This window comes from Ruegeria sp. CH5, assembly GCF_056537025.1.
This window is the reverse complement of record NZ_JBQFQT010000004.1, coordinates 155,325-179,109: the sequence shown is the minus strand read 5'-3', so window position 1 is coordinate 179,109 and position 23,785 is coordinate 155,325. Positions and strand designations below refer to the sequence as shown.

At 60.7% G+C, this 23,785-nt stretch carries 20 protein-coding genes; 10 read left to right on the top strand and 10 right to left on the bottom strand.

The genetic code is table 11. From position 1 onward, the window contains the following. Positions 1-15: 15 nt before the first annotated feature. Together aspT and ACR0JC_RS13865 are read right to left on the bottom strand one after the other, a co-directional pair. On the bottom strand, positions 16-1,701 hold the full coding sequence (gene aspT, locus ACR0JC_RS13870) for an aspartate-alanine antiporter (protein WP_170341346.1): 1,686 nt from the start codon (positions 1,699-1,701) through the stop codon (positions 16-18). 220 nt (positions 1,702-1,921) lie between these two features. Continuing rightward, a complete protein-coding gene (locus ACR0JC_RS13865; protein ID WP_170341344.1) occupies positions 1,922-3,457 on the bottom strand; it encodes a sulfatase-like hydrolase/transferase in 1,536 nt (511 codons plus the stop codon). Positions 3,458-3,654: 197 nt separating this feature from the next. Between ACR0JC_RS13865 and ACR0JC_RS13860 the strand changes: the two genes are divergently transcribed. Genes ACR0JC_RS13860 through ACR0JC_RS13845 form a run of 4 tightly spaced genes read left to right on the top strand, consistent with a single transcriptional unit; the run spans position 3,655 to position 7,571 of the window. Then, positions 3,655-4,779, top strand: a complete 1,125-nt coding sequence (locus tag ACR0JC_RS13860) for an ABC transporter permease (RefSeq protein WP_170341342.1) — start codon at positions 3,655-3,657, stop codon at positions 4,777-4,779. 1 nt (position 4,780) lies between these two features. After that, the gene (locus ACR0JC_RS13855; protein WP_170341340.1) at positions 4,781-5,596 is read left to right on the top strand and encodes an ABC transporter ATP-binding protein; all 816 of its coding nucleotides are present in this window, start codon (positions 4,781-4,783) and stop codon (positions 5,594-5,596) included. 5 nt (positions 5,597-5,601) lie between these two features. Then, entirely contained in the window at positions 5,602-6,918 is a 1,317-nt protein-coding gene (locus ACR0JC_RS13850) for an MlaD family protein (protein ID WP_170341338.1), read from the top strand. Continuing rightward, positions 6,915-7,571: an ABC-type transport auxiliary lipoprotein family protein gene (locus tag ACR0JC_RS13845; RefSeq protein WP_170341335.1), complete on the top strand. Its 657-nt coding sequence runs from the start codon at positions 6,915-6,917 to the stop codon at positions 7,569-7,571. The genes ACR0JC_RS13850 and ACR0JC_RS13845 overlap by 4 nt, the downstream gene beginning before the upstream one ends. Positions 7,572-7,588: 17 nt before the next feature. Here the strand turns inward: ACR0JC_RS13845 and ACR0JC_RS13840 are convergent, their stop codons facing one another. Genes ACR0JC_RS13840 through ACR0JC_RS13825 form a run of 4 tightly spaced genes read right to left on the bottom strand, consistent with a single transcriptional unit; the run spans position 7,589 to position 13,468 of the window. After that, positions 7,589-9,520, bottom strand: coding sequence for a vWA domain-containing protein (locus tag ACR0JC_RS13840; RefSeq protein WP_170341333.1), 1,932 nt, complete (start codon positions 9,518-9,520; stop codon positions 7,589-7,591). Continuing rightward, a complete protein-coding gene (locus tag ACR0JC_RS13835; protein WP_170341331.1) occupies positions 9,517-10,062 on the bottom strand; it encodes an RNA polymerase sigma factor in 546 nt (181 codons plus the stop codon). The genes ACR0JC_RS13840 and ACR0JC_RS13835 overlap by 4 nt, the downstream gene beginning before the upstream one ends. A gap of 55 nt (positions 10,063-10,117) precedes the next feature. Continuing rightward, a complete protein-coding gene (locus ACR0JC_RS13830; protein WP_170341330.1) occupies positions 10,118-11,698 on the bottom strand; it encodes an FMN-binding glutamate synthase family protein in 1,581 nt (526 codons plus the stop codon). Between the two features lie 24 nt (positions 11,699-11,722). Continuing rightward, the gene (locus ACR0JC_RS13825) at positions 11,723-13,468 is read right to left on the bottom strand and encodes a thiamine pyrophosphate-dependent enzyme (protein ID WP_170341328.1); all 1,746 of its coding nucleotides are present in this window, start codon (positions 13,466-13,468) and stop codon (positions 11,723-11,725) included. A gap of 224 nt (positions 13,469-13,692) precedes the next feature. Here ACR0JC_RS13825 and ACR0JC_RS13820 point away from each other — a divergent pair, with 224 nt between their 5' ends. Together ACR0JC_RS13820 and ACR0JC_RS13815 are read left to right on the top strand one after the other, a co-directional pair. Beyond that, positions 13,693-14,064 carry a fluoride efflux transporter FluC gene (locus ACR0JC_RS13820; protein ID WP_254429010.1) on the top strand — a complete coding sequence of 124 codons (372 nt, stop codon included), beginning with the start codon at positions 13,693-13,695 and terminating at the stop codon, positions 14,062-14,064. After that, positions 14,061-14,423: a fluoride efflux transporter FluC gene (locus tag ACR0JC_RS13815; RefSeq protein WP_170341325.1), complete on the top strand. Its 363-nt coding sequence runs from the start codon at positions 14,061-14,063 to the stop codon at positions 14,421-14,423. Before ACR0JC_RS13820 ends, ACR0JC_RS13815 begins: the two co-directional genes overlap by 4 nt. Positions 14,424-14,430: 7 nt before the next feature. On the opposite strand, the gene ACR0JC_RS13810 is transcribed toward ACR0JC_RS13815, so the two are convergent. Genes ACR0JC_RS13810 through ACR0JC_RS13795 form a run of 4 tightly spaced genes read right to left on the bottom strand, consistent with a single transcriptional unit; the run spans position 14,431 to position 18,428 of the window. Beyond that, complete coding sequence (locus ACR0JC_RS13810) at positions 14,431-14,757, bottom strand: cytochrome o ubiquinol oxidase subunit IV (RefSeq protein ID WP_244952445.1); 327 nt, start codon at positions 14,755-14,757, stop codon at positions 14,431-14,433. Next, the gene (locus ACR0JC_RS13805; RefSeq protein ID WP_170341323.1) at positions 14,750-15,382 is read right to left on the bottom strand and encodes a cytochrome c oxidase subunit 3; all 633 of its coding nucleotides are present in this window, start codon (positions 15,380-15,382) and stop codon (positions 14,750-14,752) included. Before ACR0JC_RS13805 ends, ACR0JC_RS13810 begins: the two co-directional genes overlap by 8 nt. Beyond that, on the bottom strand, positions 15,379-17,469 hold the full coding sequence (locus tag ACR0JC_RS13800) for a cbb3-type cytochrome c oxidase subunit I (protein ID WP_170341321.1): 2,091 nt from the start codon (positions 17,467-17,469) through the stop codon (positions 15,379-15,381). The genes ACR0JC_RS13805 and ACR0JC_RS13800 overlap by 4 nt, the downstream gene beginning before the upstream one ends. Beyond that, positions 17,466-18,428 (bottom strand): cytochrome ubiquinol oxidase subunit II, encoded by a 963-nt coding sequence (locus ACR0JC_RS13795; RefSeq protein ID WP_367647294.1) that lies wholly within the window; start codon positions 18,426-18,428, stop codon positions 17,466-17,468. Before ACR0JC_RS13795 ends, ACR0JC_RS13800 begins: the two co-directional genes overlap by 4 nt. A gap of 139 nt (positions 18,429-18,567) precedes the next feature. Here ACR0JC_RS13795 and ACR0JC_RS13790 point away from each other — a divergent pair, with 139 nt between their 5' ends. The 4 genes from ACR0JC_RS13790 (at position 18,568) to ACR0JC_RS13775 (ending at position 23,784) form a co-directional block, all read left to right on the top strand. Then, the gene (locus tag ACR0JC_RS13790) at positions 18,568-19,803 is read left to right on the top strand and encodes a lytic murein transglycosylase (RefSeq protein WP_170341319.1); all 1,236 of its coding nucleotides are present in this window, start codon (positions 18,568-18,570) and stop codon (positions 19,801-19,803) included. A gap of 418 nt (positions 19,804-20,221) precedes the next feature. Then, positions 20,222-21,850, top strand: a complete 1,629-nt coding sequence (locus tag ACR0JC_RS13785; protein WP_170341317.1) for a peptide ABC transporter substrate-binding protein — start codon at positions 20,222-20,224, stop codon at positions 21,848-21,850. 68 nt (positions 21,851-21,918) lie between these two features. Next, the gene (gene oppB, locus ACR0JC_RS13780) at positions 21,919-22,842 is read left to right on the top strand and encodes an oligopeptide ABC transporter permease OppB (RefSeq protein ID WP_093963128.1); all 924 of its coding nucleotides are present in this window, start codon (positions 21,919-21,921) and stop codon (positions 22,840-22,842) included. A gap of 12 nt (positions 22,843-22,854) precedes the next feature. Next, positions 22,855-23,784, top strand: coding sequence for an ABC transporter permease subunit (locus ACR0JC_RS13775; RefSeq protein ID WP_170341315.1), 930 nt, complete (start codon positions 22,855-22,857; stop codon positions 23,782-23,784). Position 23,785 lies beyond the last annotated feature (1 nt).

The following is a 23,785-nucleotide window of genomic DNA, read 5'->3' as shown; positions in this document are numbered from 1 at the left end:
CAAGACCTTTCCAAATCAACTGAGGATCAAAACGACGACCATCCCGAATATCGTCAGCAGGGTGTTTCCGATCGCGTAGGGCATGCCGTAGCCCAGGGCTGGAATTCGGCTTTGCGCGGCCTCCTGGATCATGCCGAGCGCAGCCGTCGTAGTGCGGGCGCCCGCGCAGGCGCCAAACAGGATGGCAGGGTGAAATTTGAATACGTAATGCCCGACATAAACCGAGAAAATCATCGGCAAAGACGTGGCCACAATGCCCCATAACAACAGCGCGACACCCGCCTGCTGCAAACCGGCCACGAAACCGGGCCCGGCCGATATCCCGATGACCGCGATGAAGACATTCAGGCCCAGCGTATTCATCAACCACAGCGACGGTGCGGGAATGCGACCGAAGGTCGGGTGAACGGTGCGCAACCACCCCAGCAGCAGCCCGGCCAGCAACGCGCCACCAGTGGTCGACAGGCTGATCGGAAACCCGCCCATAGTAATTGCGAGCGTGCCGATGACACCCCCGATGAAAATGCCCCAGCCCACAAAGGCCAGATCGGTCGTGTCAACGGGCCGGTCGGCGTACCCGATTTCGGCGATGGCCGCCTCGACATGGCGCTTGCTGCCCAGAATGGTCAGAATGTCACCGCGATGTAGAACCGTACCCGGCAGCAGCGGCAGATCAATCATGTTGCGCGTCAGCTTCGACACATACACGCCACGAGCCCGAGGCATCTTGCTGAGCTCATCCAATGTCTTGCCGTGCACGTCCTTGCTTGTGATCAAAACGTCCAGTTTTTCCGATGGGATGCTCAGCAGTTCGGGCGCATCGGCTTCCTTGAGGCTGGGCTCGAGCGCTCCGACAAGATCACCGCGCCGGCCTGAGAACATCACGACATCACCCGCTTGCAGCACCGTGTCCGCGTCAACCTCGACGATCTTGCCACCTCGGCTGAGGCGTTCGGCATAGACGCGGACGCCCGGCAACAGATCCTTGACCGGCTGGCCGAGCAATTCGCTGCTTTCGGGAATCTCAAAGGCGCGCGCCTCGATCGCGCGATAGGCCGAAACGATGCCGCCGCCGGTCTCGACATCCTCGCCGCCACTCAGCTTGGCCTCGTATTCCTTGCAGGCTGCCACCAGGTCAACACCGATCAGGCGCGGGCCGATCTTAGCCAGAATGATCGCCGACCCGATCGTGCCGTAGATATATGTCACCGCATAGGCGACCGGGATCTGGTTGGAATAGGTTTTGGCCTGCTCGGCCGACAGACCCAACTGGTTGATCTGGTCGGTCGCCACTCCGATCGCCGCAGAAATCGTTTGCGAGCCGGCATACAGGCCCGCGGCGTAGCCAAGCTCGAGCCCGGCGATCTTGGCCGACACGACCGGCACGACCAGACACAGGGCGAGAACGCTCAGCGCAAAAAGCACCTCGCGCGCGCCGTCGACCTTGAGGCCGCGAATGAACTGTGGCCCAACGCCGTAGCCAACTGCGAAGATGAACAGGATGAAGAAGGTGGACTTCACCGCTGAATCGATACTGATCTGTGCCTGCCCGATCACGACGGCCGCCAACAGGGTGCCCGTTACCGAACCCAGACTGAACCCCATGACCTTGATTGGTCCGACCAAAAACCCGATGCCGATGGCGAGGAAGACAGCCAGTTCCGGATAGGTTTGCAGGATATTCACCAGCCAATCGACCATACTGCGCCTTTCGGGTTTGTTGCGTCGCTCAGTCCACCCTGAACGTCAGTTGTCCGGAGGCCCGGACGAGTGCGATCAGCGCGGGAATTTCCAAGGTCACGATACCCCACGGAAACCGTTTGTCCATTGAATTATCTGAATTTGTTTGGCGTCCGAGCCGCGCGGAACTGTGTCCGCCAGCGGCGGCACAGGTTAGTTAAATCGTCGGCAGCCGCCTGGATCAATCGAACCTGCGCACTGACTTCGGCCCCTGCGATGTCACGGAATGCAGGGACAGGGAATGATCCATGTTCCGCATACGGTGGCGCAGCATTTCACGACCAAGCCGCGCCAAATCAGCTGCGTACTCAGGGTTTGCGGCGACATTCTCGGCCTCGCCCCGACCATGGTGGTCGAACAACAACGGCGGCAGGTCGGCTGCAAACTCGACCAGGGTAAAGCGTTCGTCACGCAGGATGCCCAGACACGAGTCGCTGTTACCCGTCCCTAGTTCCCTCTGAAACTGAGTGGGCGTCAGCGGATCGGCAAAGTCCAGCTCACTGAAGGAATACCGGCGCCAGTCCTGTGGCACGGCACCACGCAGCAGCGGCAACAAGGATCGACCATCCATCGAGTTCGGGATCTCTTTCCCAACCCAGTCCAGGATCGTGGGTGCGACATCAATTGACTCGGTCGGCACTTCGACACGCTGGCCGGCCATCTGAGCGTTGCCAGGCATACGAATGATCAGCGGCGTGTGGTAAGCCGCGTCATACACCGACATTTTGCCCCAGGAATAATGATCGCCCAGCATCTCGCCATGATCCGCGGTGATCACCACCAGCGTGTCATCGTACTGGCCGCTGTCCTTGAGAAACCGGATGACCCGGCCGATATGATGGTCGACCTCGGTTGCCAATCCAAGATAGACGGCCCGCAGGGTCTGAGTGTTCTCATCCGTCGGCTCCACCTCGGCAAAACCTTGCACGCAGTCTTTTGGTGTATTCGAGGCCAGAGCGGGTCCAAAGAACGGGTGCACGACCTTTTCGTCCTCCGGGCTGGGCAGACGGTTTGGCAAAGGCAACGCGTTGGGATCGTACATCCGGTTGTAGGGCGCGGGCGCCACCAGTGGCGGATGCGGTCGGATATACGTCAAATGCGCGAACCATCCCGAGTTCCGATAGGCGGCAATTCCGTCCAGAAAACCGTTGGTTAGAAATGCGGTGTCGCTGTCCTCGGCCGTGTAGAGGGCCGGGTCGTTCAATTTTGGGGCCGACCCATCCGGCGAAACCGGCTTGTAGAGATCCCAGTAGTCTTCAAACTCGTATCCCCGGCGCATCAAGTAGGACCGCCAAGGATAGGACTCCTCAAGGCGCATTTCGAGCACTTCGTGAAACCCGTGCATCGGGTTTTCGTAGGTCTTCACCGACGGATCATTCGGATGATGAACCCGTGGATCGGCCGAGGTGTCCGTATAGCCGAACAGCATCGGCAGATAGCCGGCTTTTCGCATCTCGGTCGCGATGTTCGGCGTGTCATGACGCAGCGGCGTGCCATTGCGGACCGAACGATGGTTCATCGCATATTGCCCGGTCAGGATCGAGGCCCGGGACGGCCCGCAGGGATTGGTTACGGAAAAATGCCGGTCGAACGAAACGGCCTCGTCCATGAAGGCGCGCAGATTGGGCAGGTTGACATGACCAGCCAGTGCACCGCGCAGACAATCGGCCCGCAATTGGTCGATGATGATGAAAAGAACGTTTCCTGCTTGGCTCATGCCGTGATTCCCATTGGAAAACTGGTGTTCGACGGTGCGGACTGTGTCGGGGTTCCCTCGGGCAGGCAACCGGTTTTGTGCCAATTCTCGCCTCTTGGGCGACCCGGGCCGTGCAAACCGGTAACCCCCGCACCCAAATCGCCGCCCGGTTGAACAAAGCCATTGCGGGTCGGAACAGTTTCCCGTCTGATACCGGCATGACGAAGCCCTCGATCGCAGTCGAACAGGAAGGCGACACAGCGCGCGTGATTGTGTCTGGCGAAATGCTGACACAGTCGTTGAGTGGCGTCGAAGACGCCTTTGGCGCCACCCGCCCGGATGCGGCGCATGTGACGGTCGACATGTCCGAAATCGATGCGCTGGACACCGGCGGCGCGTGGCTGATCGCGGACCTGAAAAACCGGTGCTCGGCCATGGGAGCGACCGTGGCTTTCGACGGGTTGAAACCGGCACATTCCGCGCTGCTGGAAACCGTCTCGGAGAACATTCCCAAGGACATTCCCGCCGAGGCCCCGCCAAAAGGCTTCATGCCATGGCTTGAGAGCCTGGGCCAATCAACTGTGGGCGCCGGGCGCGACACCATGTCGATCCTCGGCTTTCTGGGCCTGACCCTGCACCGGCTGGGCCGCACGATGATCATGCCGTGGCGCCTGCGCCGCGCCGCGGTCGTGTCGCAGATGGAGGAAACCGGGTTCAAGGCCCTGCCCATCGTGGCGCTGATGGGGTTTCTGATCGGCGTGGTGCTGGCTTTTCAGGGGGCCACCCAGTTGAAACAGTTCGGCGCGGAAATTTTCGTGGTCGAGCTGATCTCGATCTCGGTACTGCGCGAGCTGGGCATCCTGCTGACCGCCATCATCGTGGCTGGTCGATCCGGCTCGGCCTTCACGGCCTCGATCGGCTCGATGAAAGTGCAGGAAGAAATCGACGCCATGCGCACATTGGGTCTGGACCCGATCGAGGTGCTCGTCATTCCACGGGTTCTTGCACTGCTGATCATGCTGCCGATCCTGGGCTTCGTGGCCGACATCGCAGGCCTTTTTGGCGGCGCCCTGATGAGCTGGATCGATCTGGGCGTCAGCCCCGGAATGTTCATTACGCGCCTGAAGGAAAACACCAGCGTCTGGCATCTGGCGGTTGGGCTGATCAAGGCGCCGTTCTTTGCCATGGTCATCGGGGTGATCGCCTGTTGGCAGGCAATGCAGGTCAAGGGTTCCGCCCAAAGCGTCGGCCAACGCACCACCGCGTCGGTTGTTCAGTCGATTTTCATGGTTATTGCCATCGACGCGCTGTTTTCCATTTTCTTCTCCGAGATCGGTGTCTGACATGGATGGATCCGCTCAGACATCGACCGCCAAGCTGGACGCGCAACGCGAAGCGGTGATCCGTGTGCGCAATCTGCGCAACCAGTTCGGTCCGCAGGTGGTGCATGACGACCTGAACCTGGATGTCTGGCGCGGCGAAGTGCTGGGCATTGTCGGCGGGTCCGGGACCGGCAAGTCCGTCCTTCTGCGCACCATCGTCGGGCTGAACAAACCCGCGGCAGGCAGTATCGAAGTTTTGGGTGTCGACGTGCTCAACGGCCCCGAGGCCGACCGACGCCGCATCGAGAAACGCTGGGGCGTCGCCTTTCAGGACGGGGCACTGTTTTCCTCGCTGACCGTGCTCCAGAACGTCATGGCCCCGTTGCGCGAACACACCGGCCTGAGCGAGAGCTTGATGCGGGCGCTCGGCAGCCTCAAGATCAGCCTTGTAGGGCTGCCACAGCTGAGTTGCGGCAAGTTCCCGTCAGAGCTGTCAGGCGGTATGCGCAAGCGGGCCGCGCTGGCCCGGGCGCTGGCATTGGACCCCGAGATCGTGTTTCTGGACGAGCCCACCGCCGGGCTGGATCCCATCGGCGCCGCGGCCTACGACGAATTGATCGGAGAATTGCAACAGGCCTTGGGATTGACCGTTTTCATGGTAACACATGACCTGGACAGCCTGTACGCGATCTGCGACCGCGTTGCGGTTCTTGCAGAAAAGCGCGTGCTGGTGGAAGGTCCGATTGAAGACATGACCAAGGTCGACCACCCTTGGGTGCAGGAGTACTTCACAGGCCCCCGGGCCCGCGCGGCGCAACAGAAGGGGCAGGACAGGTAGAAGCGATGGAAACCCGGGCGAACTATATCCTGATCGGCGCGTTTACACTTGCGGGCATCCTCAGTGCGTTCGGCTTCTTCCTGTGGCTGGCCAAGTTCGAAGTCACGCGCCAATACGCGTATTATGACGTGCTGTTCGACAACGTATCGGGCCTGTCAGCCGCCGGTGGCGTCAGCTATAACGGTCTGCCCGTGGGACAGGTCATTTCGCTGGACCTGGATGACGATGATCCGTCCAAAGTAAGGGTCCGGCTTGAGGTTGATGCTGACATTCCGGTGACCACGGACACGATCGCGCAGTTGCAGTCGCTGGGGGTGACCGGCGTCAGCTATGTCGAGTTGTCGGGCGGGTCGCCCGATGCCGAACGGCTGCCGCAGAACAGTGTCATCAAAAGCAAGCGCAGCGCCATCCAATCCCTGTTCGAAGGCGCACCCAAGGTCCTGGACGAGGCGGTGACCTTGCTGGAGAACCTGAACGCAGTGGTGGATGACAACAATCGCAAGGCCGTGTCGGATATTCTCGACAACCTAGCTTCGGCCTCGGGCCGCTTGGACAAGACTCTGAACGATTTTGAATCCCTGTCCAGCGATCTGGGCGGCGCGGCAAAAGACATCGGGGCCTTCACCAAACGCCTGGATCAGTTGGCCGATACTGCAGAAACCACGCTGACCACCGGAACCGATACGCTGAACAGCATCAAAACGGCCTCGGAATCGGCAAAAACCGCACTGGACAGCGCGAACGAGACGCTGGCCACGGCAAACAAGGTCATCGAAGACGACGTCCGCCCCTTCATCGAGCGCGGGTCGCAACTCGCGGACCGCCTGATCGGGTTGTCGGACGAAGCCGCGGTCACCATGGCAACTGTCAACAACACGTTTGCAAACGCCAACCAAACGCTCGACTCGGTGACCTCGGCCATGGATACGGCGAAAGGAACTCTGGCATCCGCAGAACGCGCGTTCGACTCGGCCAATCGCGTGATGGACGAAGACGTTGCACAGGTTGTTGCCGACATCCGAAATGCCGCCACCAAAGTGGCCGAAACGGTAACGAACGTGACCGACAAGATCGACCAGATTTCAGCGGACGTTCTGAGCGCGTCGCAATCGGCATCGGACCTGTTGGGAACGATCGACGGCATCGTTCAACAAAACCGCCGGCAGGTTTCGGACTTCCTGCGGGTCGGACTGCCACAATTCGTTCGTTTCGTGGAAGAATCCCAACGCCTTGTCATCAGTCTGGACCGTCTTGTCGACAAGGTCGAGCGCGACCCCGCGCGTTTCCTTCTGGGCACCCAAGCATCGGAGTTCCGTCAATGATCAGGCCCCTTCTTCTGACCCTTGCAATCACGACGCTGGGCGGATGTGCCGGACTGGGCACGTTGAAACAGGCCTCGAAACCGAACGACCTGTATCTGCTGACCCCCAAGAGCACGTTCTCGCAGTCTTTGCCCCGGGTGCAGAAACAGATCGTCATCCAGGAACCCACTGCAACCGCTGCGGTCAATACCGACCAGATTGCCGTGCAGCCAACGCCCCTGCAGGTCCAGTATCTGCCGCGTGCCCGGTGGGTGGACCGAGCACCTTTGATCGTTCAGGCGTTGATGGTCGAAAGCTTTGAAAACAGCGGTCGCGTCGCCGCCGTGGGCCGTTCGACGGTCGGCCTGCGCGCCGACTATGTCATCGTTCCGGACCTGCGCGAGTTCCAGGGGATTGTCGTCGGAGAAACCGAAAACTCGAAAACCGTAAAGATCGAAGTGCGAATGAACATCAAGATCATCGACGAGTTCGAAGACAAGATCATCGCTTCAAGCTCGTTTCAGGAAGCCGTTGTCTCGACCAGCGACGAAACGCCGGATCTTGTTGCCGCTTTTGACACCGCCTTGGGCAAAACCATGCGCGACGCGGTTGAGTGGAGCGTGCGGAAGATCCATTCGCACGCTGCCAACAATCCGCGCCCGTCGTTGAACTGACGCGGATTGCCCGCCCTTTATTTTGACAGGGATTGCGCCAGACGCATCAGGGTCACGGCTTCGGCCCGGTACCCGAAAGGATCGGTCCCACGGGCCGTGTTGCCCATCGCGATTGCATCATCATAGCTCCAGTCGGACAGGTAAGTGCCGCCGCGCAACAACTGGCCGAAACCTGCAATCGCGACCGAAAACCTCACGTCGTCCGTCTGCCGGCCCAGCCCGTCCAAGATCGGTTGCTCGATCAACTGGCTGCGCGTGTCGCCGGGTGTTTTGTACCGCAGCTTGAAATAGCCGATTTCATCACTGTCCGAAGCGGGGGCGGTGTTTCCATACCGCAGCGGTGCATTGCGAATTGCATTGGAGCCGACCGGCGTGACTTCGTAGATCGCGGTCACGCTGTGGCCTGCACCTATGTCGCCCGCATCAACAGTGTCATTCAAAAAGTCCTCGCGGCGCAAAGCGCGAGTTTCGTACCCGATCAGGCGGTACTCGGCGATTTGGGCAGGGTTGAATTCGACCTGAATCTTGACGTCGTTGGCAATCGGAAACAGCGCACCGGTCAGTTGGTCAACCAGCACTTTGCGGGCCTCGCTCAGCGCGTCGATGTAAGCCGCCTGTCCGTTTCCGTTCTGGGCCAGGGCCTGCATCGTCGCGTCATCAAGGTTACCGCGCCCGAAACCCAGAACGCTCAGATATGTTCCGCTGTCGCGCTTGTCAGAGATAAACTCCTTGAGAGCTTCGGGATCGGACAGGCCAACGTTGAAATCCCCGTCCGTGGCCAGAATGACTCGCGTCACCTCGCCCTCGGCGGCCATGTCTGCAGCAACCTGATAGGCTTGCTGAAGCCCGGCTTGTCCCGCTGTGGATCCGCCCGCGTCCAAGTGTTCGAGCGCCCGCAGGATCTTCGCCTGATCGGCTGCAGATGTCGGCTCCAGAACCTGGCCCGCACTGCCGGCATAGGTCACGATCGACACCTGATCCTCGGGTCGCAACTCGGGCAACATCAGGCGCAGGGACTGTTTCAACAAGGGCAACTTGTTGGCGTCCTGCATCGAGCCCGAGGTGTCGATGAGAAAGACAAGATTGAGCGCCGGACGCTCCTCGATCACCGGAAGCGTTCCCTGAATGCCAATATGGACCAGTCGAGTACCGGTATTCCAGGGGCTGGGCATGACCGTGATGCTTGGCTGAAACGGTACCGCGCCATCCGGCGCCGGATAGGAATAGGGAAAGTAGTTTACCATTTCTTCAATCCGCACCGCGTCACGCGGCGGCAAGTGACCAGCCAGAAGCGAGGACCTGACGATGGCGTAAGATGCGGTATCGACATCAATCGCAAACGTCGAAACCGGTTCTTCCGTGGTGACCTTGAGTGAGTTGGTTTCGGCGTTTGCAAATTCTTCGGACGACTGCTCGGGCCGCGCTGGCGGACGAAAAGCGTCGCTCGAAACCGAAGGGGCCACTGTGCTGTCGGCGAGGCGGCCTTGCGAGAGAAGGCTGCGTTTTGCCAGAGGTTCCAGCGCTTCTTCCACAACCATCGGCGCTTCGACAACGGGTTCCTCAAGAACCATCTCGGCCGTTTCAGCGTCTGATTGTCCGGATGGTCGAACCGCCTGCGGCTGGCCGGTCACCCGGGTCTCGGTACCGAGCCTGGGGGACAGCACACCGTCCCGCGTCTGCGGCACGATCATGATCAGTGCCACGGCAGCGATGGCAGTTGTGGCGGCCAGCGTGCCGCGGGTCGAAATTGCATTCAACATGGCTTTGGTTCCTTCTGTCACGCGGGCCAACGGGCCTCGCTTGACATTGGGACGCGTACCGGGTCGGGATCCTTGGAGATCAGCAAAGTTTTTTCTGGCCAGTTCCAAATTGACGGCCCGCCGCTTTTCATCCGGTGCAGGCGTTGCGGCATCCATCAGTGTTTTCAGATCATCGAGCTCATCACTCATTGGGCAAGCTCCTCTTGTTTGATCGCGCGCAGGCGCTTTCGGGCTTCGGACAGGCGCCATGAGACCGTGCCCTCGGACACGCCCAGCACGTCGGCGGCCTGTGCATGGGTCATTTCATCATCCAGCGTCAGCGCCAGTGTCTGGCGCAGATCTTCGGGCAAGCTCTGCATGGCCCGTTGCAGCCATGACAGGGCCTCGGCCGTCTCGACGGCTTCGGCGCGCCGCATCTTTTCCACATCGCCCCAGCCGATAGCTGCCCGGTTTCGGCTGACGGTTCGACGCCGCGCATCGTGTGCCGCGTTGCAGACGACACGATACAGCCATGTCGTGAACTTTGAACTCGCTCGAAAACCGACAATTTTTGCGGGCAAGGCTGCACATATGTCCTGCGTCAGATCTTCGGCGACCTCGGCGCTGCCGGTCAGCCGAAAGGCCAGCCGGAACACGCGGTCATAATGCCGTCCAAGCAGCGTCGCGAACGCTTCCGCGTCCCCGTTGGCGGCCCCATGGGCCAATTCTTCATCCGAGGTCAGTTTGCTCATTCTGACTATTCAGACGTAGGACAGGAGCGGATCCTTGGACCATTCGAGAAAAAAATCAGAAATGGCTGGCCGACGCCTTCTGCCAATCCGCTGCAAATTCCTGCGGCACTGTGTCTTTCAACAAGGCACCTGGCTCGATAAAGGTGTAAAGTTCCGCGTATGAGCACTCGCGCTCGTTGGCAATTCGGCGGTAGATATCGGATGGGCCAAGGTCAGATACGCGCTCTTTCCCCATGGCACCCAGTATTTCGCGAAAGCTTTCCAGAGTGGCGTCATGAAAGCGGTGAACCCGTTTGCGTTTCTGCGGCACGTTGACCGCGCGGCCACGAATGGGATCCTGTGTTGCCACACCCGACGGGCAGCGGTTCGTATTGCAATGCAGGGCCTGAATGCAGCCCACGGCGAACATCATCGCCCGCGCCGCATTGCACATGTCAGCCCCCAGCGCGAATTTCTCGATCATGTCATAGCCGGTTGCCACTTTGCCTGAACAGATCACCCGGATCTTGTCCCGCAAGCCTACTCCGCGCAGACAGTTGTTCACGAAGATCAGCCCTTCGTTCAACGGTACGCCCAGACGGTTGGTAAATTCCACAGGCGCCGCGCCGGTCCCGCCCTCGGCCCCGTCTACGGTGATGAAATCGGGCAGAATGCCGGTTTCCAGCATGGCCTTGCAGATCCCCATGAACTCGGACCGGTTGCCGATGCACAGCTTGAACCCGACGGGTTTGCCCCCGGACATTTCGCGCAGGTGCTGCACGAAATGCATCAGGCCCGTTGGCCCGTCAAAGGCCGAGTGAATGGGTGGCGAAATCACATCCTGATGCACGGGTACGCCGCGAATAAGCGCGATCTCTTCATCGACCTTGGCCGCCGGCAGAACACCGCCATGGGACGGTTTCGCGCCTTGGGACAGTTTGATCTCAATCGCCTTCACGACATCCTTCTGGGCATTCTGGGCGAACTTGTCCTTGTCAAAGCCGCCCTCTGCCGTCCGACAACCGAAGTATCCGGTGCCAATCTGCCAGATGATATCGCCGCCTTCGGCAAGATGGTGCGGCGACAGCCCGCCCTCGCCCGTGTTGTGTGCGAAACCGCCATCCTTGGCCCCGCCGTTCAGGGCGCGGATTGCGTTGGCGCTGAGTGCCCCGAAGCTCATCGCTGAAACGTTCAGCCGCGATGCAAGATAGGGCTTTTCACACTGAGGACCGCCAAGCATCACACGCTCTTCGCTTTCCGGAACGTCCTTGGGCGCAAGCGAGTGATTGGCCCGGTGATATCCGACTTCGGTGATATCGTACTGGGTGCCGAAGGCCTGAGTGTCGACCTGTCCCTTTGCTCGTGAATACACCAGCGCGCGAATGATCCTATTGAAGGGCCGCCCGCTTTCGTTGGTTTCCACGAAATACTGGCGGATTTCCGGGCTGACGAACTCCAGCATATACCGGAAATGGCCCAGAACCGGATAGTTGTTCAGTACGTTGTGTTTGGTGGTCAGCATGTCGTACAGCCCGACCAACGCGTAAGGGACCAGCAAAATCAGCAGCCAGAATGCCGGAGGCCAGTACAAACCCCAGACCACGGTCAAAGGCAGAACCACATAGGTCACGACATAATATATTCGACGTACGATCATCTTGCTCTCCCTTGGGCCAATCGGTCAGAGGTTGGCCTTGAGTTCCTTGACCCAGTTGTCCCACTGCGCATGTTCACCCTTGGCCAGCAGGATGCCTTCTTTCAGTTTCGACATGCCGAAACCCCAGGCCATCTTGGTATCGATATGCGGAGGCATGACCAACTCGCCGGGCGTGACCATGGCGTCGATGATGAATGGCTTTCGGCTCTCTTTGGCCCGCGCGACGGCCTCGGGGATGTCAGCCGCATGTTCCACACGGACCCCATCCCCACCGCAAACCCTCGCGTATTCCGCAAAGTCCGGGTTCACCAGATCGGTAGCAGCGGGGTTCAGCGGATAACCCGCCACCTCCATCTCCATCTTCACGAAGCCCAGCGTCTGGTTGTTAAAGACCAGCACCTTAATGGGCCACTCGTAGCGCACGGCAGTCACGAAATCCTGCATGGACATGCCGAAACCGCCATCACCGCAGAACGCCCAAACCTCGCGCTTCGGATCCAGCGCGGCGGCTCCCAACGCCGACGGCAACCCGGACCCCAGTGACGAATGGTTGAACGACCCCACCATGCGCCGTCCGCCTTTCATCCGGGTCTGACGCGCCACCCAGACCGTGCATTCGCCGATATCCATTGCAAATATCGCGTCATCGGCAGCCTGGTTGGAGACCTGCCGCGCGAATAGCTGCGGGTGGAGTGGCTCGGTGTCGCGCTCGAGACTGGAGTCGCGGTCTTGCTGCGCCAGCCATTTCGTACACAGCTTGACCTGACGATCGGCAAACGCCCTGTCGTCCTTTGCTGCCAGCTTTGGCAAGAGCAGATCCAGCGTCGCGCCCACATCCCCCAGCAATCCCGATGCGATGGGCGCGCGGCGTCCCAGATGTTCGACGTTGCGATCGATCTGGATGATTTTCGCTTTTTCCGGCAGGAACCACTCGTATGGGAAGTCCGTCCCCAGCATCACCAGCACATCGCAGTCGCGCACTGCATGATACCCGCCGGGATTGCCGATCAACCCGGTCATCCCGACCACGTTGGGATCATCATAGTCAAAAACGTCCTTGCCCTTGAGGGAATGCGTGATCGGCGCGTTCAGCCGTTGGGACAGAGCCAGAACCTTGTCTTTGGCTTCTCTGCATCCCACGCCGGCGAAAAGAGCGACTTTCCTGCCCGCGTTGATGATCTCAGCCGCACGGTCGATTTCGGATTCGGGCGGGATCAGCGTTGATGGCGTTTTCAGGATCGGGTGCAGTTGGTGCAAGCTGGGCACCTGCTGTTCGGATATGTCGATGGGCAGTTCGATCCGCACGACCTCGCGGTTGATCAAGGCGCGTTGCACGGCGATCTGAGCCAGTCGCGGCATCTGGTCCGGCGAATTGATCACGGCCTGATAGCCGCAGACATCCTCGAACACTTTCTCAAGATTGACTTCCTGGTGGTATCCGGTCCCGCGCTCCCGATGAGCGACCTGACCTGTGATCGCCACGACCCCTGCACCCTCACGCCGGGCGTTGTACAGTCCATTGATCAGGTGAAGCGCGCCGGGACCGACGGTTCCGGCACAAATCCCGATCCCGCCGGTCAGATGCGCCTGGGCATAGGCTGCATAGGCTGCGTTTTCCTCGTGCCTGACCCCGATCCATTCGAACCGGCTATCCCCGCGCATGGCTTCAAGCAGGGGGTTGAGCGCATCGCCCGTCACGCCGAAGATCTGGCACCCTCCGGCATCCGCGAGAATATCCAGCAATACCTTGCATACGGAATTCGACGTCATGACCTGCCCTCTGGTTCCGACCCCATCGGGCCTGTCCCGATAGATCGTGGGCAGGTTGCCCTTTGATTGCAAGCCTTTGTACTGCCACCCCAAGCATCGGGCGGATTTGCGGTGGCTTGGTTGCGGCGGTTGAACCCGGGCGGCACAGCCGCTATCCAAATCCAAACCCCACAGGCGGAGAAGCGTCCTTGGCCAAAACTCAGGCGGCAGTTTCGGGGAAGCCCATGATGTACGCCGCCGTCTTTGTCGGAGGCGCGGCTGGGTCGATCCTGCGCGAACTGTTTGCGCTGGAAATTCCGGGGATGCCGTTGCTGACATCGACCTTCGGCATCAATGTCGTGGCCTGTTTCATTCTGGGATGGCTCTACGCCATACGGGGCCGGGTGCATGCCCATGTTCTGCACCTCGGGGCCGTTGGTTTCTGCGGCGGATTGTCGACGTTTTCGTCCTTTGCCGCCGAACTGGAACGGATCGCTGAAACCGACGGCTGGTCGGTCATCTTCCCGTTGGCGGCCGAAGTCATCTGCGGTTTGGGCGCGGCCATTCTGGGCGAGGCAATTGGACGCCGCCGCCGCTCAGGAGGGCCGGCCGAATGACCGATCTGTATCTGCATGCGGTGTTTGGGCTGGGCGGCGGACTGGGAGCAGTCCTTCGCCACTGGGTCGCGCGGGCCATCACCCACGACCTGCCGGTCTCAACACTAGTCGTGAACGTATTGGGCAGCCTGTTGTTGGGGCTTTGGATCGGGTACCTGGGCGGGCCCGTGGAGATGGCCGAAGAAGAAAAGCGCCTGGTTTTCGGCTTTTGCGGAGGGTTCACGACATTCTCCAGCTTTGCCTACCAGTCTCTTGAACTGCAGCGCGAGCGGACGATTGTCCTTGCGGGTGGAAACATCCTGCTCAGCCTCGGACTGTGCTGGCTGGCCCTGTGGCTGGGACTGTGGGTGATGGGCTAGCCGGACGCTACATGCCCGGCATGTGCATCCGCATTGCAAGATTGCCCAGGATCCAGACCGTTCCAAGGATGATAATCAGCAGAACCAGCGTCGAGAACAGGACCAAATCCAGATCTTCGCGGCTGCTGCGGCGACGGTCGATATGCAGGAAATAGACCAGCTGAACAATCAGCTGCGCCAGACCCAACAGCCCAATTGCAAGGTAGACACCCTTGGTCTCGATGCCGAACCAGTAGGCGATCGCAAACACGGTGAGTGTCAGCAACAGCGAGCCGCCATAGCCGATCACATACCGGCGCCGCTCGCGCCTGTGCATCTCGGACCGTTTATCCATAGGTCAGCCCTCCGAAATACACGATGGTGATGATGCCGATCCAGATCAGATCAAGGAAGTGCCAGAACAGTGCCAGCCGCACCACGCGCGAAATCACGAGGTCGGTCATCCCCATGACCCGCAGTTGAAGGCCCAGAACGACCAGCCACACACAGCCCGCCGCCACATGCAGCCCGTGCAGAGGCACCAACCCGTAGAAGGCGGACAGGAAACCGCTGCGCTGCGGGATGCCACCCTTTTCCGCCATCGACATGAAATCGCGGATTTCGAGGACCAGAAAACTCAGCCCAAGCAGCAGCGTAACCCCGAACCACAGGACGATCCGACCGCGCGGCAGGTTGTATTTCAGCGCCAGCATGGCAAGTCCAACAGTCAGGCTGCTGGTCAACAAGATCAGCGTCTGGGCAAAGATGCTGTAGAGATCGAACAACTCGTGCGGACCCGGACCACCGGCCTGCGCGTCGATCATGGTGATGTAAACGCCGAACATCAGCCCGAAATAGACCAGGTCGCTCATCAGAAAGACCCAGAAACCGAAGGTCACCACTTCGGTCGCCTTGTGGGCGCTGGCATGACGCCGCCCAAGGTTCAGACCGGGGTAACTGTGGGTTGGTGCAGGCTTCATGTCGCTGCCTCCAGATCCGGTCGGGCAAGCCCGGTGTTTTCTGGCGCACCTTCGTGATCCCGGTTCACAGGGGTCGCGTTGCGGACCAGGTCCAGCCAGGCCTCGTGCTGCCTGCGCACCTCGTCAGCAGACACCACTTCTTCGGTATCGGTCTGAAAGGTCCACAGGATGAACGACAGGATCATCATCACTGTCACCAGCGCCGCCAGCCACCAGATCCACCAGACCAGCGCAAACATCCACACACCGCTGAGCACGCAGAGCACGAAACCGATGCTGGTGTTGCGCGGCATAGTGATGTCCTCGTACCGGTCGGGGTGCGGGTAGGCCTCGCCACGCTCTTTCGCGGCGGCAAAATCGTCGCGGTCCGTGACATGCGGGATGATCGCGAAATTGTAGGGCGGCGGCGGCGCGGGGATCGACCATTCCAGCGTGCGGGCGTCCCAGGGGTCGCCAATCGGAACGCGGCTCTGTTCGCGGTTGCGGATACTGACCCACAGCTGCATGACGACCGACAACAGCGCGGCCAGAATGACCAGCGCGCCGATGACCGCAACAATCATGTAGGGGTGAAAGCTCGGGTCCTCCCAGCTGTAGGAGCGACGTGGCATACCCATCAGGCCCACGAAATACAGCGGCAGGAAGGTCAGCATGAAGCCCACCGTCCACAGCACGACCGAAACCCGCCCCCAGGCCTTATCCAGACGGAAGCCGAACGCCTTGGGAAACCAGTAGTTGTAGCCAGCGAGCAAGCCGAACAGGACACCCGGCAGCAACACGTTGTGGAAATGCGCGACCAGGAACAGCGTATTGTGCACCTGATAGTCGACGGTCGGATTGGCCAGGATCACACCGCTGAGCCCCCCGATCACGAACAGCAACAGAAAGGCCAGCCCGTACAGCATCGGCACCGAGAACCGGATGCGGCCGCGATACAGGGTGGCCATCCAGTCGTAGACCTTAACGCCCGTGGGAATGGCGATCAGCATCGTGGCGATGCCGAAGACCGCGTTGATCAGGGCGCTTTGACCCATGGTGAAGAAATGGTGCAGCCAGACGGTAAACGACAGCACCGCAATCGACATGGTCGCGATCACCAGCGAGTTGTAGCCATAGAGCCGCTTGGCCGAGAAGGTCGCGAAGACTTCGGAATAGATACCATAGGCCGGCAGAACCAGCAGATAGACCTCGGGGTGACCGAACAGCCAGAACAGGTTGGCATAGTTCATCATGTTGCCGCCCAGGTCATTGGTGAAGAAATGGAAATCAAGATACCGGTCGGCGGCCAGCAACAGCGCCGCCACCCCCAATGGCGGCATGGCGAACACGATCAGGATCGAGCTGCAGATGATCGTCCAGCAATACATCGGCAACCGCATGAATTTCATCCCCGGCGCGCGCAGCTTGTAGATCGTGACGGCAAAATTGATCCCCGTCAGGGTGGTGCCGATGCCCGACACCACGATCGCCCAGATCCAGTAATCCGGCCCCACGCCCGGATTGAAGGCCGCGCCGGTATAGGGCGGATAGGCCGTCCAGCCGCCGGTGGAAAACTCGCCCACCACCAGGCTGACCATCAGCATCATCCCCGCCGAAACCGTCAGGCCGAGGCTGATCTGGTTCATCACCGGAAAGGCCACGTCGCGCGCGCCGATCATCAGCGGGACGAGGAAATTCGCCAGTCCGAACACGAAGGGCACCGCAACGAAGAAGATCATGATCGTGCCGTGGGTGCTGAACAGCTCGGCAAAGTGTTCGGCCTCGAGGAACCCCTCGCCCGGCCCGGCCGCCTGTTGGGCACGCATCACGACGCCTTCCAGAACGCCGCGCGCCAGCATGACGATGGCAAAGACGATATACATGATGCCGATCTTCTTGTGATCTGCGCTGGTCAGCCAGTCACGCCACAGCGGCCCCCACAGGCGAAACCAGGTGAGCAGTCCCAGAACCGCGAACACCCCCACGATCACCACGCCCGCCGCGGCATTGGCCACGATTTCATTCGTGTTGGGATCCTGGATCAGTCCGGCGATGGGGAAGGCATCCCAGTTCAGACGGCCGAAGAAACCGGACTCGGCAGATGTCATTGCTTGTCCTCCTGGCCGAATTGGGCGGTTCCCGGTTGCTGATCCTGCGGCAGAGGTTGCCCGTTGTGATACCGGCCCAGGATGCTGTGGAACAGATCGCCATCATCCAGACGGAAATACAGCGCATTGTCCGGCATCTGCGCGGTGCCAAGCGCGGCCTGAACCTCGTCCCGGTCCGTCCGCATGGCCAGTATCCGATAGGTTGCCGGGTCCAGAACGATACCGTTCTGCCGAACATGGTCGACCCATGAATCGAAGTCCGGCGGCGGCATCGCGACCGTCTGGAACTTCTGCTTGGTGAAGCCGCGCCCGTTGTACTGGGTGTTTTCGCCCTGCATTTGTCCGGGGGCATCAGCCACGAGATGCAATTGGGTCGTCATGCCCGGCATCGCATAGATCTGCCCCGCCAGCGCGGGAACCATAAACGACTGCATCACCGTGTCCGTCGTCAGTGTCAGGGCGACTTGTTGTTTCGTCGGCACCCCGAACTCACCCACCGTCGCGATGCCCAGGTCGGGGTAGATGAACAGCCATTTCCAATCCAGCCCCACCACCTGCACACGCAGGGCCGGTTCATCGCCGAACGGGGCCGCGTAAGGGTCCAGCCGGTGGGTTGCTTTCCAAAGATAAAAGGACAGCAGCGCCACGATCACCACCGGCACACCCCACATCGCGGTTTCCAGCATGGGCGAGAAATCCCATTTGGGCCGATAGGCAGCCGGGCTTTGCGCGCGGCGCCGATAGCGAAGAGCGATCAAGGGAACCAGAACCAGAACCGGAATGACCGCAATCAGGATCAACGCGGTCGCGCGCACCAGGTGTGTTTTTTGGACCGCCGCAATAGGGCCATGAGGATCCATGAAACTGTCGCTGGCCAGAGCCGATTGCGCCGTGCCCAACCACAATACGACCACGATCAGCGCTGTCAGTACCGCAGGTATAGTCCTGTTTCCGCTCACGCCGGATCGCCCTCATCAAACTTCAGGTTGGTGCAACTATCGGCAGAGTCAGCAGATTTCACAAGGTTTTTCCCCGGCAGCCGGGAACCACCTCACCATCGAGTTGACTTGACCAGTGGGTCGGGTCAGTCATTGTGTCATGCGTTTACTGCTTATTCTGATTGGACTGATCGCGTTTTCCGGCGCAGCGATCGCGCAGGACCGAGCCGCGGTTGAGCGGCAGTTTCAGGACTGGTTGCAGCAACAGGTCTGGCCGTTGGCCCAGGCGCAGGGTGTATCGCTCCGCACGTTTGACAGCGCAACCGACGGAGTTCGCCTGAATTGGGAACTGCCCGATCTTGTTCCGCCGGGCTCTCCGGCACGGACGCCCAAAAAGCAAAGGCAAGCCGAGTTCGGGTCCCCCGGCCGGTATTTCAACGCAAATTCGGTTCAGGATGCCGCCGCCGGCGGTCGGCGTATGGCCAAGCGTCATGCGGAAACGCTGCGCCGGGTCGAGGAACAGACCGGCGTTCCCGCCCGGATCATCCTTGCGGTCTGGGGCCGCGAGAGCGGCTATGGGCAGGTTCCGATCCGGCATAACGCAATCCAGGTGCTGGCCACCAAGGGGTTCATGAGCACGCGCGCGGAATATTTCACCGGCGAACTGATCGCCGCGCTGCAGATCGTAGAGGCCGGTCACGTGAACGGCCGCGCGATGAAAAGCAGCTGGGCCGGCGCGTTGGGCCAGCCCCAATTCATGCCGACCAGCTTTTTGAACCACGCGACCGACGGCAATGCAGACGGCCGGGCCGACATATGGGGGTCGGCCGACGACACGATCGCATCGATCGGAAACTACCTCGCGCGGCACGGTTGGGTCAGCGGCCGCGATTGGGGGTTCGAGGTGACCGTACCTGCGTCTGTGTCCTGCGCGCTTGAGGGTCCCGACCAGGGCCGGGCAATCCGCGACTGGGTCTCCATGGGCGTCACCCGCGTCTCGGGACGCCCTTTTCCCGAACACGAGCTGCGCGGAGAGGGCTACCTGATGATGCCGGCTGGCCGGAACGGTCCGGCCTTTGTCGTAACGCCTAATTTCTACGTTCTCAAAGACTACAACATGAGCGACCTCTACGCCTTGTTCGTGGGCCATGTGGGCGATCGCATTCAGTATGGCGTGGGCGATTTCAAAGGGCGATGGGGCAAGGTGGGCGGTCTTTATCGATCGGATATCGCCGCCATGCAGCAGGCGTTGATCGCGATGGGGCACGACGTGGGCGGTGCCGACGGGCTCCCGGGATACAAAACCCGCCGGTCGATCGGCCGCTGGCAGGAAGAAACCGACCAGCCCCCCACCTGTTTCCCCGAAGCCGGGATGAAGTCGCGGCTGCGTCCCTGACCGCTGGCGATTCGCCTGATCGGGCGAAAGCGAGCGGCGAAATTCTGCCGAAACAGATCGCGCCTCGGGCTGCAATCCGGGCGGCCTGGGCACAAAAATATCGCAACGATACACGCCATCGTTACAAAATTTCAGCGACCACGCGTCACGAAGTTTCTTTCTACCTTTAGGCGATCCGGACTCATGGGAAGGCTTTAACCCTGCCCAAAATAGTGGCACGGTCTCGGCCAGCGAGAGGAAGCTCTTGCATCCACTTCACCGACTGCAATCCAGAAAGCTGCGACGCAGTGTTCCTTGCGAATTGGCACAACCCAAAATTCAAAAGAGCCGGGTCCCAGCGGATGTCGGGCAACCAGGGCCGCCGGACGCCATCCCATATGGATGCGCAGACCGCCGCCACAATAATTGGGAGAAGATCATGAACACCATCCTTCGAAACTCGGTGGCGGGCCTGCTGTGCTCGACCTTCATCACCGGAGCCGCGCTGGCCGTGGGCACCCATCCGGTCACCGGCGAGCCGCTGGCCGATGACCAGACCTTCGTCTACCGCGTGCTGGACGAGCACAGCTCGGTCGACCCGCAGGTGGTCGAGGACGTGTCGGGCGCCGAGATTGTCCGCGACCTGTTCGAAGGTCTGATGAACCAGGACGAAGACGGCAACCTGGTTCCGGGCGTGGCCACCGGCTATACCACCAACGAAACTAAGGACGTTTACACCTTCACCCTGCGCGACAACGCCAAGTGGTCGAACGGCGATCCGGTCACCGCACATGATTTCGTTTTTGCGTGGAAACGCGCCGTCGATCCGGCCCTGTCCTCGCCCTATGCCTGGTTCATGGAACTGATGTCGATCGAGAACGCCGCCGAGATCATCGCGGGCGACAAGCCGGTCGACGACCTGGGCGTCAAGGCGATCGACGACCACACGCTGGAAGTGAAACTGAGCGCCCCGCTGCCCTATTTCCCGCAGATGACCACGCACTCGACCACCTTCCCAGCCCCGCAGAAGGTCATCGAGCAGTTCGGCGATGAATGGACCAAGCCCGGCAACATCGTCTCGAACGGCGCCTATGTCCTGACCGAGCACCTGCCCAACGAACGCTCGGTGCGCGAGCGCAACCCGATGTACTGGGACAACGACAACACCATCATCGACAAGGTCGTGGCCCTGGTCATCAACGATGAAAACGTGGCCCTGACCCGCTATCTGGCCGGCGAACTGGACCGCACCGAGGTGCCCGCAGGCCAGTTTCCGCGCCTGAAGAAAGAATACCCGAACGAGGCGATCAGCTTCCCGCGCCTGTGCAACTACTACTACACGTTCAACCTGTCCGACGGCGGCCCCGAGGCCTTCAAGGACCCGAACGTGCGTCAGGCCCTGTCGCTGGCGGTTGACCGTAAGATCATCACTGAGAACATCCTGGCCGGCGGTCAGCCCGAAGCCTATACCTTCGTGCCCGAAGCCACCGCAGGGTTCACCCCGCCGGTCGTGGAAATGGCGTCGATGACGCAAGCCGAGCGCGACGAGCTGGCCAAGGAACTGCTGGCCGAGGCCGGATACGGTCCCGACAACCCGCTGAGTTTCGCGATGGTCTACAACACCTCCGAGGCGCACAAGAAAGTCGCCGTGGCCCTCAGCCAGATGTGGAAGCAGAAGCTGGGCGCGCAGGTCGAGCTGGCCAACATGGAATGGAAGATCTTCCTGGAAGAGCGCGGCAACCAGAACTTTGAACTGGCCCGCGGCGCATGGTGCGGCGACTACAACGAAGCCTCGACCTTCCTGGACCTGCTGCAGTCGGATTCCGGCTACAATGACGGCAAGTACAACAATGCCAAGGTCGACGAGCTGCTGGCTCAGGCCAAAACCTCGGACGATCCGGCCCCGCTGTACACCGAGGTTGAGCGGATCATCGCACAGGAAACCCCTGTGATCCCGATCTACCACTACGCCGGTGTCTACATGATGGACAGCGACGTGGGGAACTGGCCGGTGAACAACGTCGAGCAGAACTGGTACTCGAAGAACCTCTACAAGATCGCCGAGTAATCATCATCCTTTGATCGCGCCCTGCCCCGGACATGCTCTGGGGCAGGGCCAATAATTGGGGGCATGAAATGCTTGCCTATGTCATCCGGCGACTGCTGATCGCCGTTCCGACGATCCTGTTGCTGATCGTCGCCAGTTTCTTTCTGATGCACTTCGCGCCCGGCGGGCCCTTCACCTCGGAGCGGCCGTTGCCGCCGCAGGTTCTGGCCAATATCGAGGCGCGCTACGGGCTGGACCAGCCGCTGTGGAAACAGCTGTGGGACTATCTGTACAACATCGTGGTGCATTTCGATTTCGGCCCGTCCTTCAAGTTCAAGGACCGCGACGTGAACGACATCATCGCGCAGGGCTTTCCGATTTCGCTGACCTACGGAATGCTGTCCTTTCTCGTGGCCACGCTGGTGGGCGTCAGCTTGGGCATCGCCGCTGCGATCCGCCACAACAGCTGGATCGACTATTTCGCCGTGGGTCTGGGCATCGCCGCCCAGGCGCTGCCGAACTTCATCATGGGCCCGATCCTGATTTTGACCTTCACCCTGTGGCTGGGCTGGCTGCCGGGCGGCGGCTGGAACGGGGGTCAGTGGCAATACCTGATCATGCCCGTCATCGCACTTGCGACCTCGTACATGGGGTCGATCGCGCGGATCACTCGGTCATCGATGCTCGAGGTTCTGAATTCGAACTTCATCCGCACCGCGCGGGCCAAGGGCCTGCCGACCCGCACCGTGATCTGGCGTCACGCGCTGAAACCCACGCTGCTGCCGGTGGTGTCCTATCTGGGGCCGGTCTTCGTCTATGTGCTGACCGGTTCGGTCTTCGTTGACATCTATTTCTCGACCGGCGGGCTGGGGCAGGCCTATGTGGGTTCGGCCCTGTCACGCGACTATGCAGTGCTGCTGGGGGTCACGATCCTCTATGGCGTTCTGACCGTTCTGGTGAACCTGCTGACCGACCTGGCCTATGCCTGGTTCGATCCGAAAATCCGTTACTGAGGGGGCTGGCAAATGCTTGGAAAATCTCAGAAAGCCGCCCATCTGGCCGAAGACATCACCGATTACACGGTCATTCAGGGGCGTTCGCTTTGGCAGGACGCGCGGATGCGTTTTGTCCGCAACAAGGCCGCCATGGCCAGCGTGTTCATCCTGGGCCTGATCGTTCTGTTCACGATCATCGGGCCCTACTTTGCCGTCTGGAGCAACGAGGAAATCGACTGGAACGTCATGGGCGACGTGGCCGGCATGGGTATGCCGTCCATCGAGACCGGCCACTATTTCGGCGTCGACGATCTGGGGCGCGACCTGTACAGCCGGGTCATCCAGGCCACCACCACCTCGTTGCTGGTGGGCCTGATCGGGGCGGCCACCGCGCTGATCGTCGGCACCTGCTACGGCATCGCCGCCGGTTACATCGGCGGGCGCGTCGATGGCGTGATGATGCGCTTCGTCGACATCCTGCTGGCCATTCCGGCCACGCTGGTCATCATCCTGCTGCTGGTCGTGGCGGGGCGGTCGTTCTTCATGCTGTTCATCGCGCTGGGTGCGGTGGGCTGGCTAACAATGGCGCGGATCGTGCGCGGCCAGACCCTGACCCTGAAGAACCGCGAGTTCATCGAGGCCGCCCGTGCCGCCGGTGTCAGCGAGTTCACCATCATGTACCGCCACATCCTGCCCAACCTGCTGGGCGTTGTGATCGTCTATGCTTCGCTGCTGGTGCCCGAGATGATCCTGACGGAGAGCTTCATCTCGTTCCTGGGGCTGGGGATTTCCGAGCCCTATACCTCGTTGGGTCGTCTGATCGCCGAGGGCGCCGGAACCATGGGTTACGGCACGTTGTGGCAACTGATGTACCCTCTGGCATTTTACGTCACCATCATCATCACGATGTTCTTCATCGGCGATGGCCTGCGTGACGCATTGGATCCGAAGGACCGCTGAC

Bases quoted from the DNA above. Each gene is read 5' to 3' on its own strand.
- ACR0JC_RS13850 (WP_170341338.1), top strand. From the start codon at position 5,602: ATGGAAACCCGGGCGAACTATATCCTGATCGGCGCGTTTACACTTGCG.
- ACR0JC_RS13785 (WP_170341317.1), top strand. From the start codon at position 20,222: ATGAACACCATCCTTCGAAACTCGGTGGCGGGCCTGCTGTGCTCGACC.
- aspT (WP_170341346.1), bottom strand. From the start codon at position 1,701: ATGGTCGATTGGCTGGTGAATATCCTGCAAACCTATCCGGAACTGGCT.
- ACR0JC_RS13790 (WP_170341319.1), top strand. From the start codon at position 18,568: ATGCGTTTACTGCTTATTCTGATTGGACTGATCGCGTTTTCCGGCGCA.
- ACR0JC_RS13820 (WP_254429010.1), top strand. From the start codon at position 13,693: ATGATGTACGCCGCCGTCTTTGTCGGAGGCGCGGCTGGGTCGATCCTG.
- ACR0JC_RS13775 (WP_170341315.1), top strand. From the start codon at position 22,855: ATGCTTGGAAAATCTCAGAAAGCCGCCCATCTGGCCGAAGACATCACC.
- ACR0JC_RS13825 (WP_170341328.1), bottom strand. From the start codon at position 13,468: ATGACGTCGAATTCCGTATGCAAGGTATTGCTGGATATTCTCGCGGAT.
- ACR0JC_RS13840 (WP_170341333.1), bottom strand. From the start codon at position 9,520: ATGAGTGATGAGCTCGATGATCTGAAAACACTGATGGATGCCGCAACG.
- ACR0JC_RS13860 (WP_170341342.1), top strand. From the start codon at position 3,655: ATGACGAAGCCCTCGATCGCAGTCGAACAGGAAGGCGACACAGCGCGC.
- ACR0JC_RS13865 (WP_170341344.1), bottom strand. From the start codon at position 3,457: ATGAGCCAAGCAGGAAACGTTCTTTTCATCATCATCGACCAATTGCGG.
- ACR0JC_RS13835 (WP_170341331.1), bottom strand. From the start codon at position 10,062: ATGAGCAAACTGACCTCGGATGAAGAATTGGCCCATGGGGCCGCCAAC.
- ACR0JC_RS13810 (WP_244952445.1), bottom strand. From the start codon at position 14,757: ATGGATAAACGGTCCGAGATGCACAGGCGCGAGCGGCGCCGGTATGTG.
- oppB (WP_093963128.1), top strand. From the start codon at position 21,919: ATGCTTGCCTATGTCATCCGGCGACTGCTGATCGCCGTTCCGACGATC.
- ACR0JC_RS13830 (WP_170341330.1), bottom strand. From the start codon at position 11,698: ATGATCGTACGTCGAATATATTATGTCGTGACCTATGTGGTTCTGCCT.
- ACR0JC_RS13815 (WP_170341325.1), top strand. From the start codon at position 14,061: ATGACCGATCTGTATCTGCATGCGGTGTTTGGGCTGGGCGGCGGACTG.
- ACR0JC_RS13845 (WP_170341335.1), top strand. From the start codon at position 6,915: ATGATCAGGCCCCTTCTTCTGACCCTTGCAATCACGACGCTGGGCGGA.
- ACR0JC_RS13855 (WP_170341340.1), top strand. From the start codon at position 4,781: ATGGATGGATCCGCTCAGACATCGACCGCCAAGCTGGACGCGCAACGC.
- ACR0JC_RS13805 (WP_170341323.1), bottom strand. From the start codon at position 15,382: ATGAAGCCTGCACCAACCCACAGTTACCCCGGTCTGAACCTTGGGCGG.
- ACR0JC_RS13800 (WP_170341321.1), bottom strand. From the start codon at position 17,469: ATGACATCTGCCGAGTCCGGTTTCTTCGGCCGTCTGAACTGGGATGCC.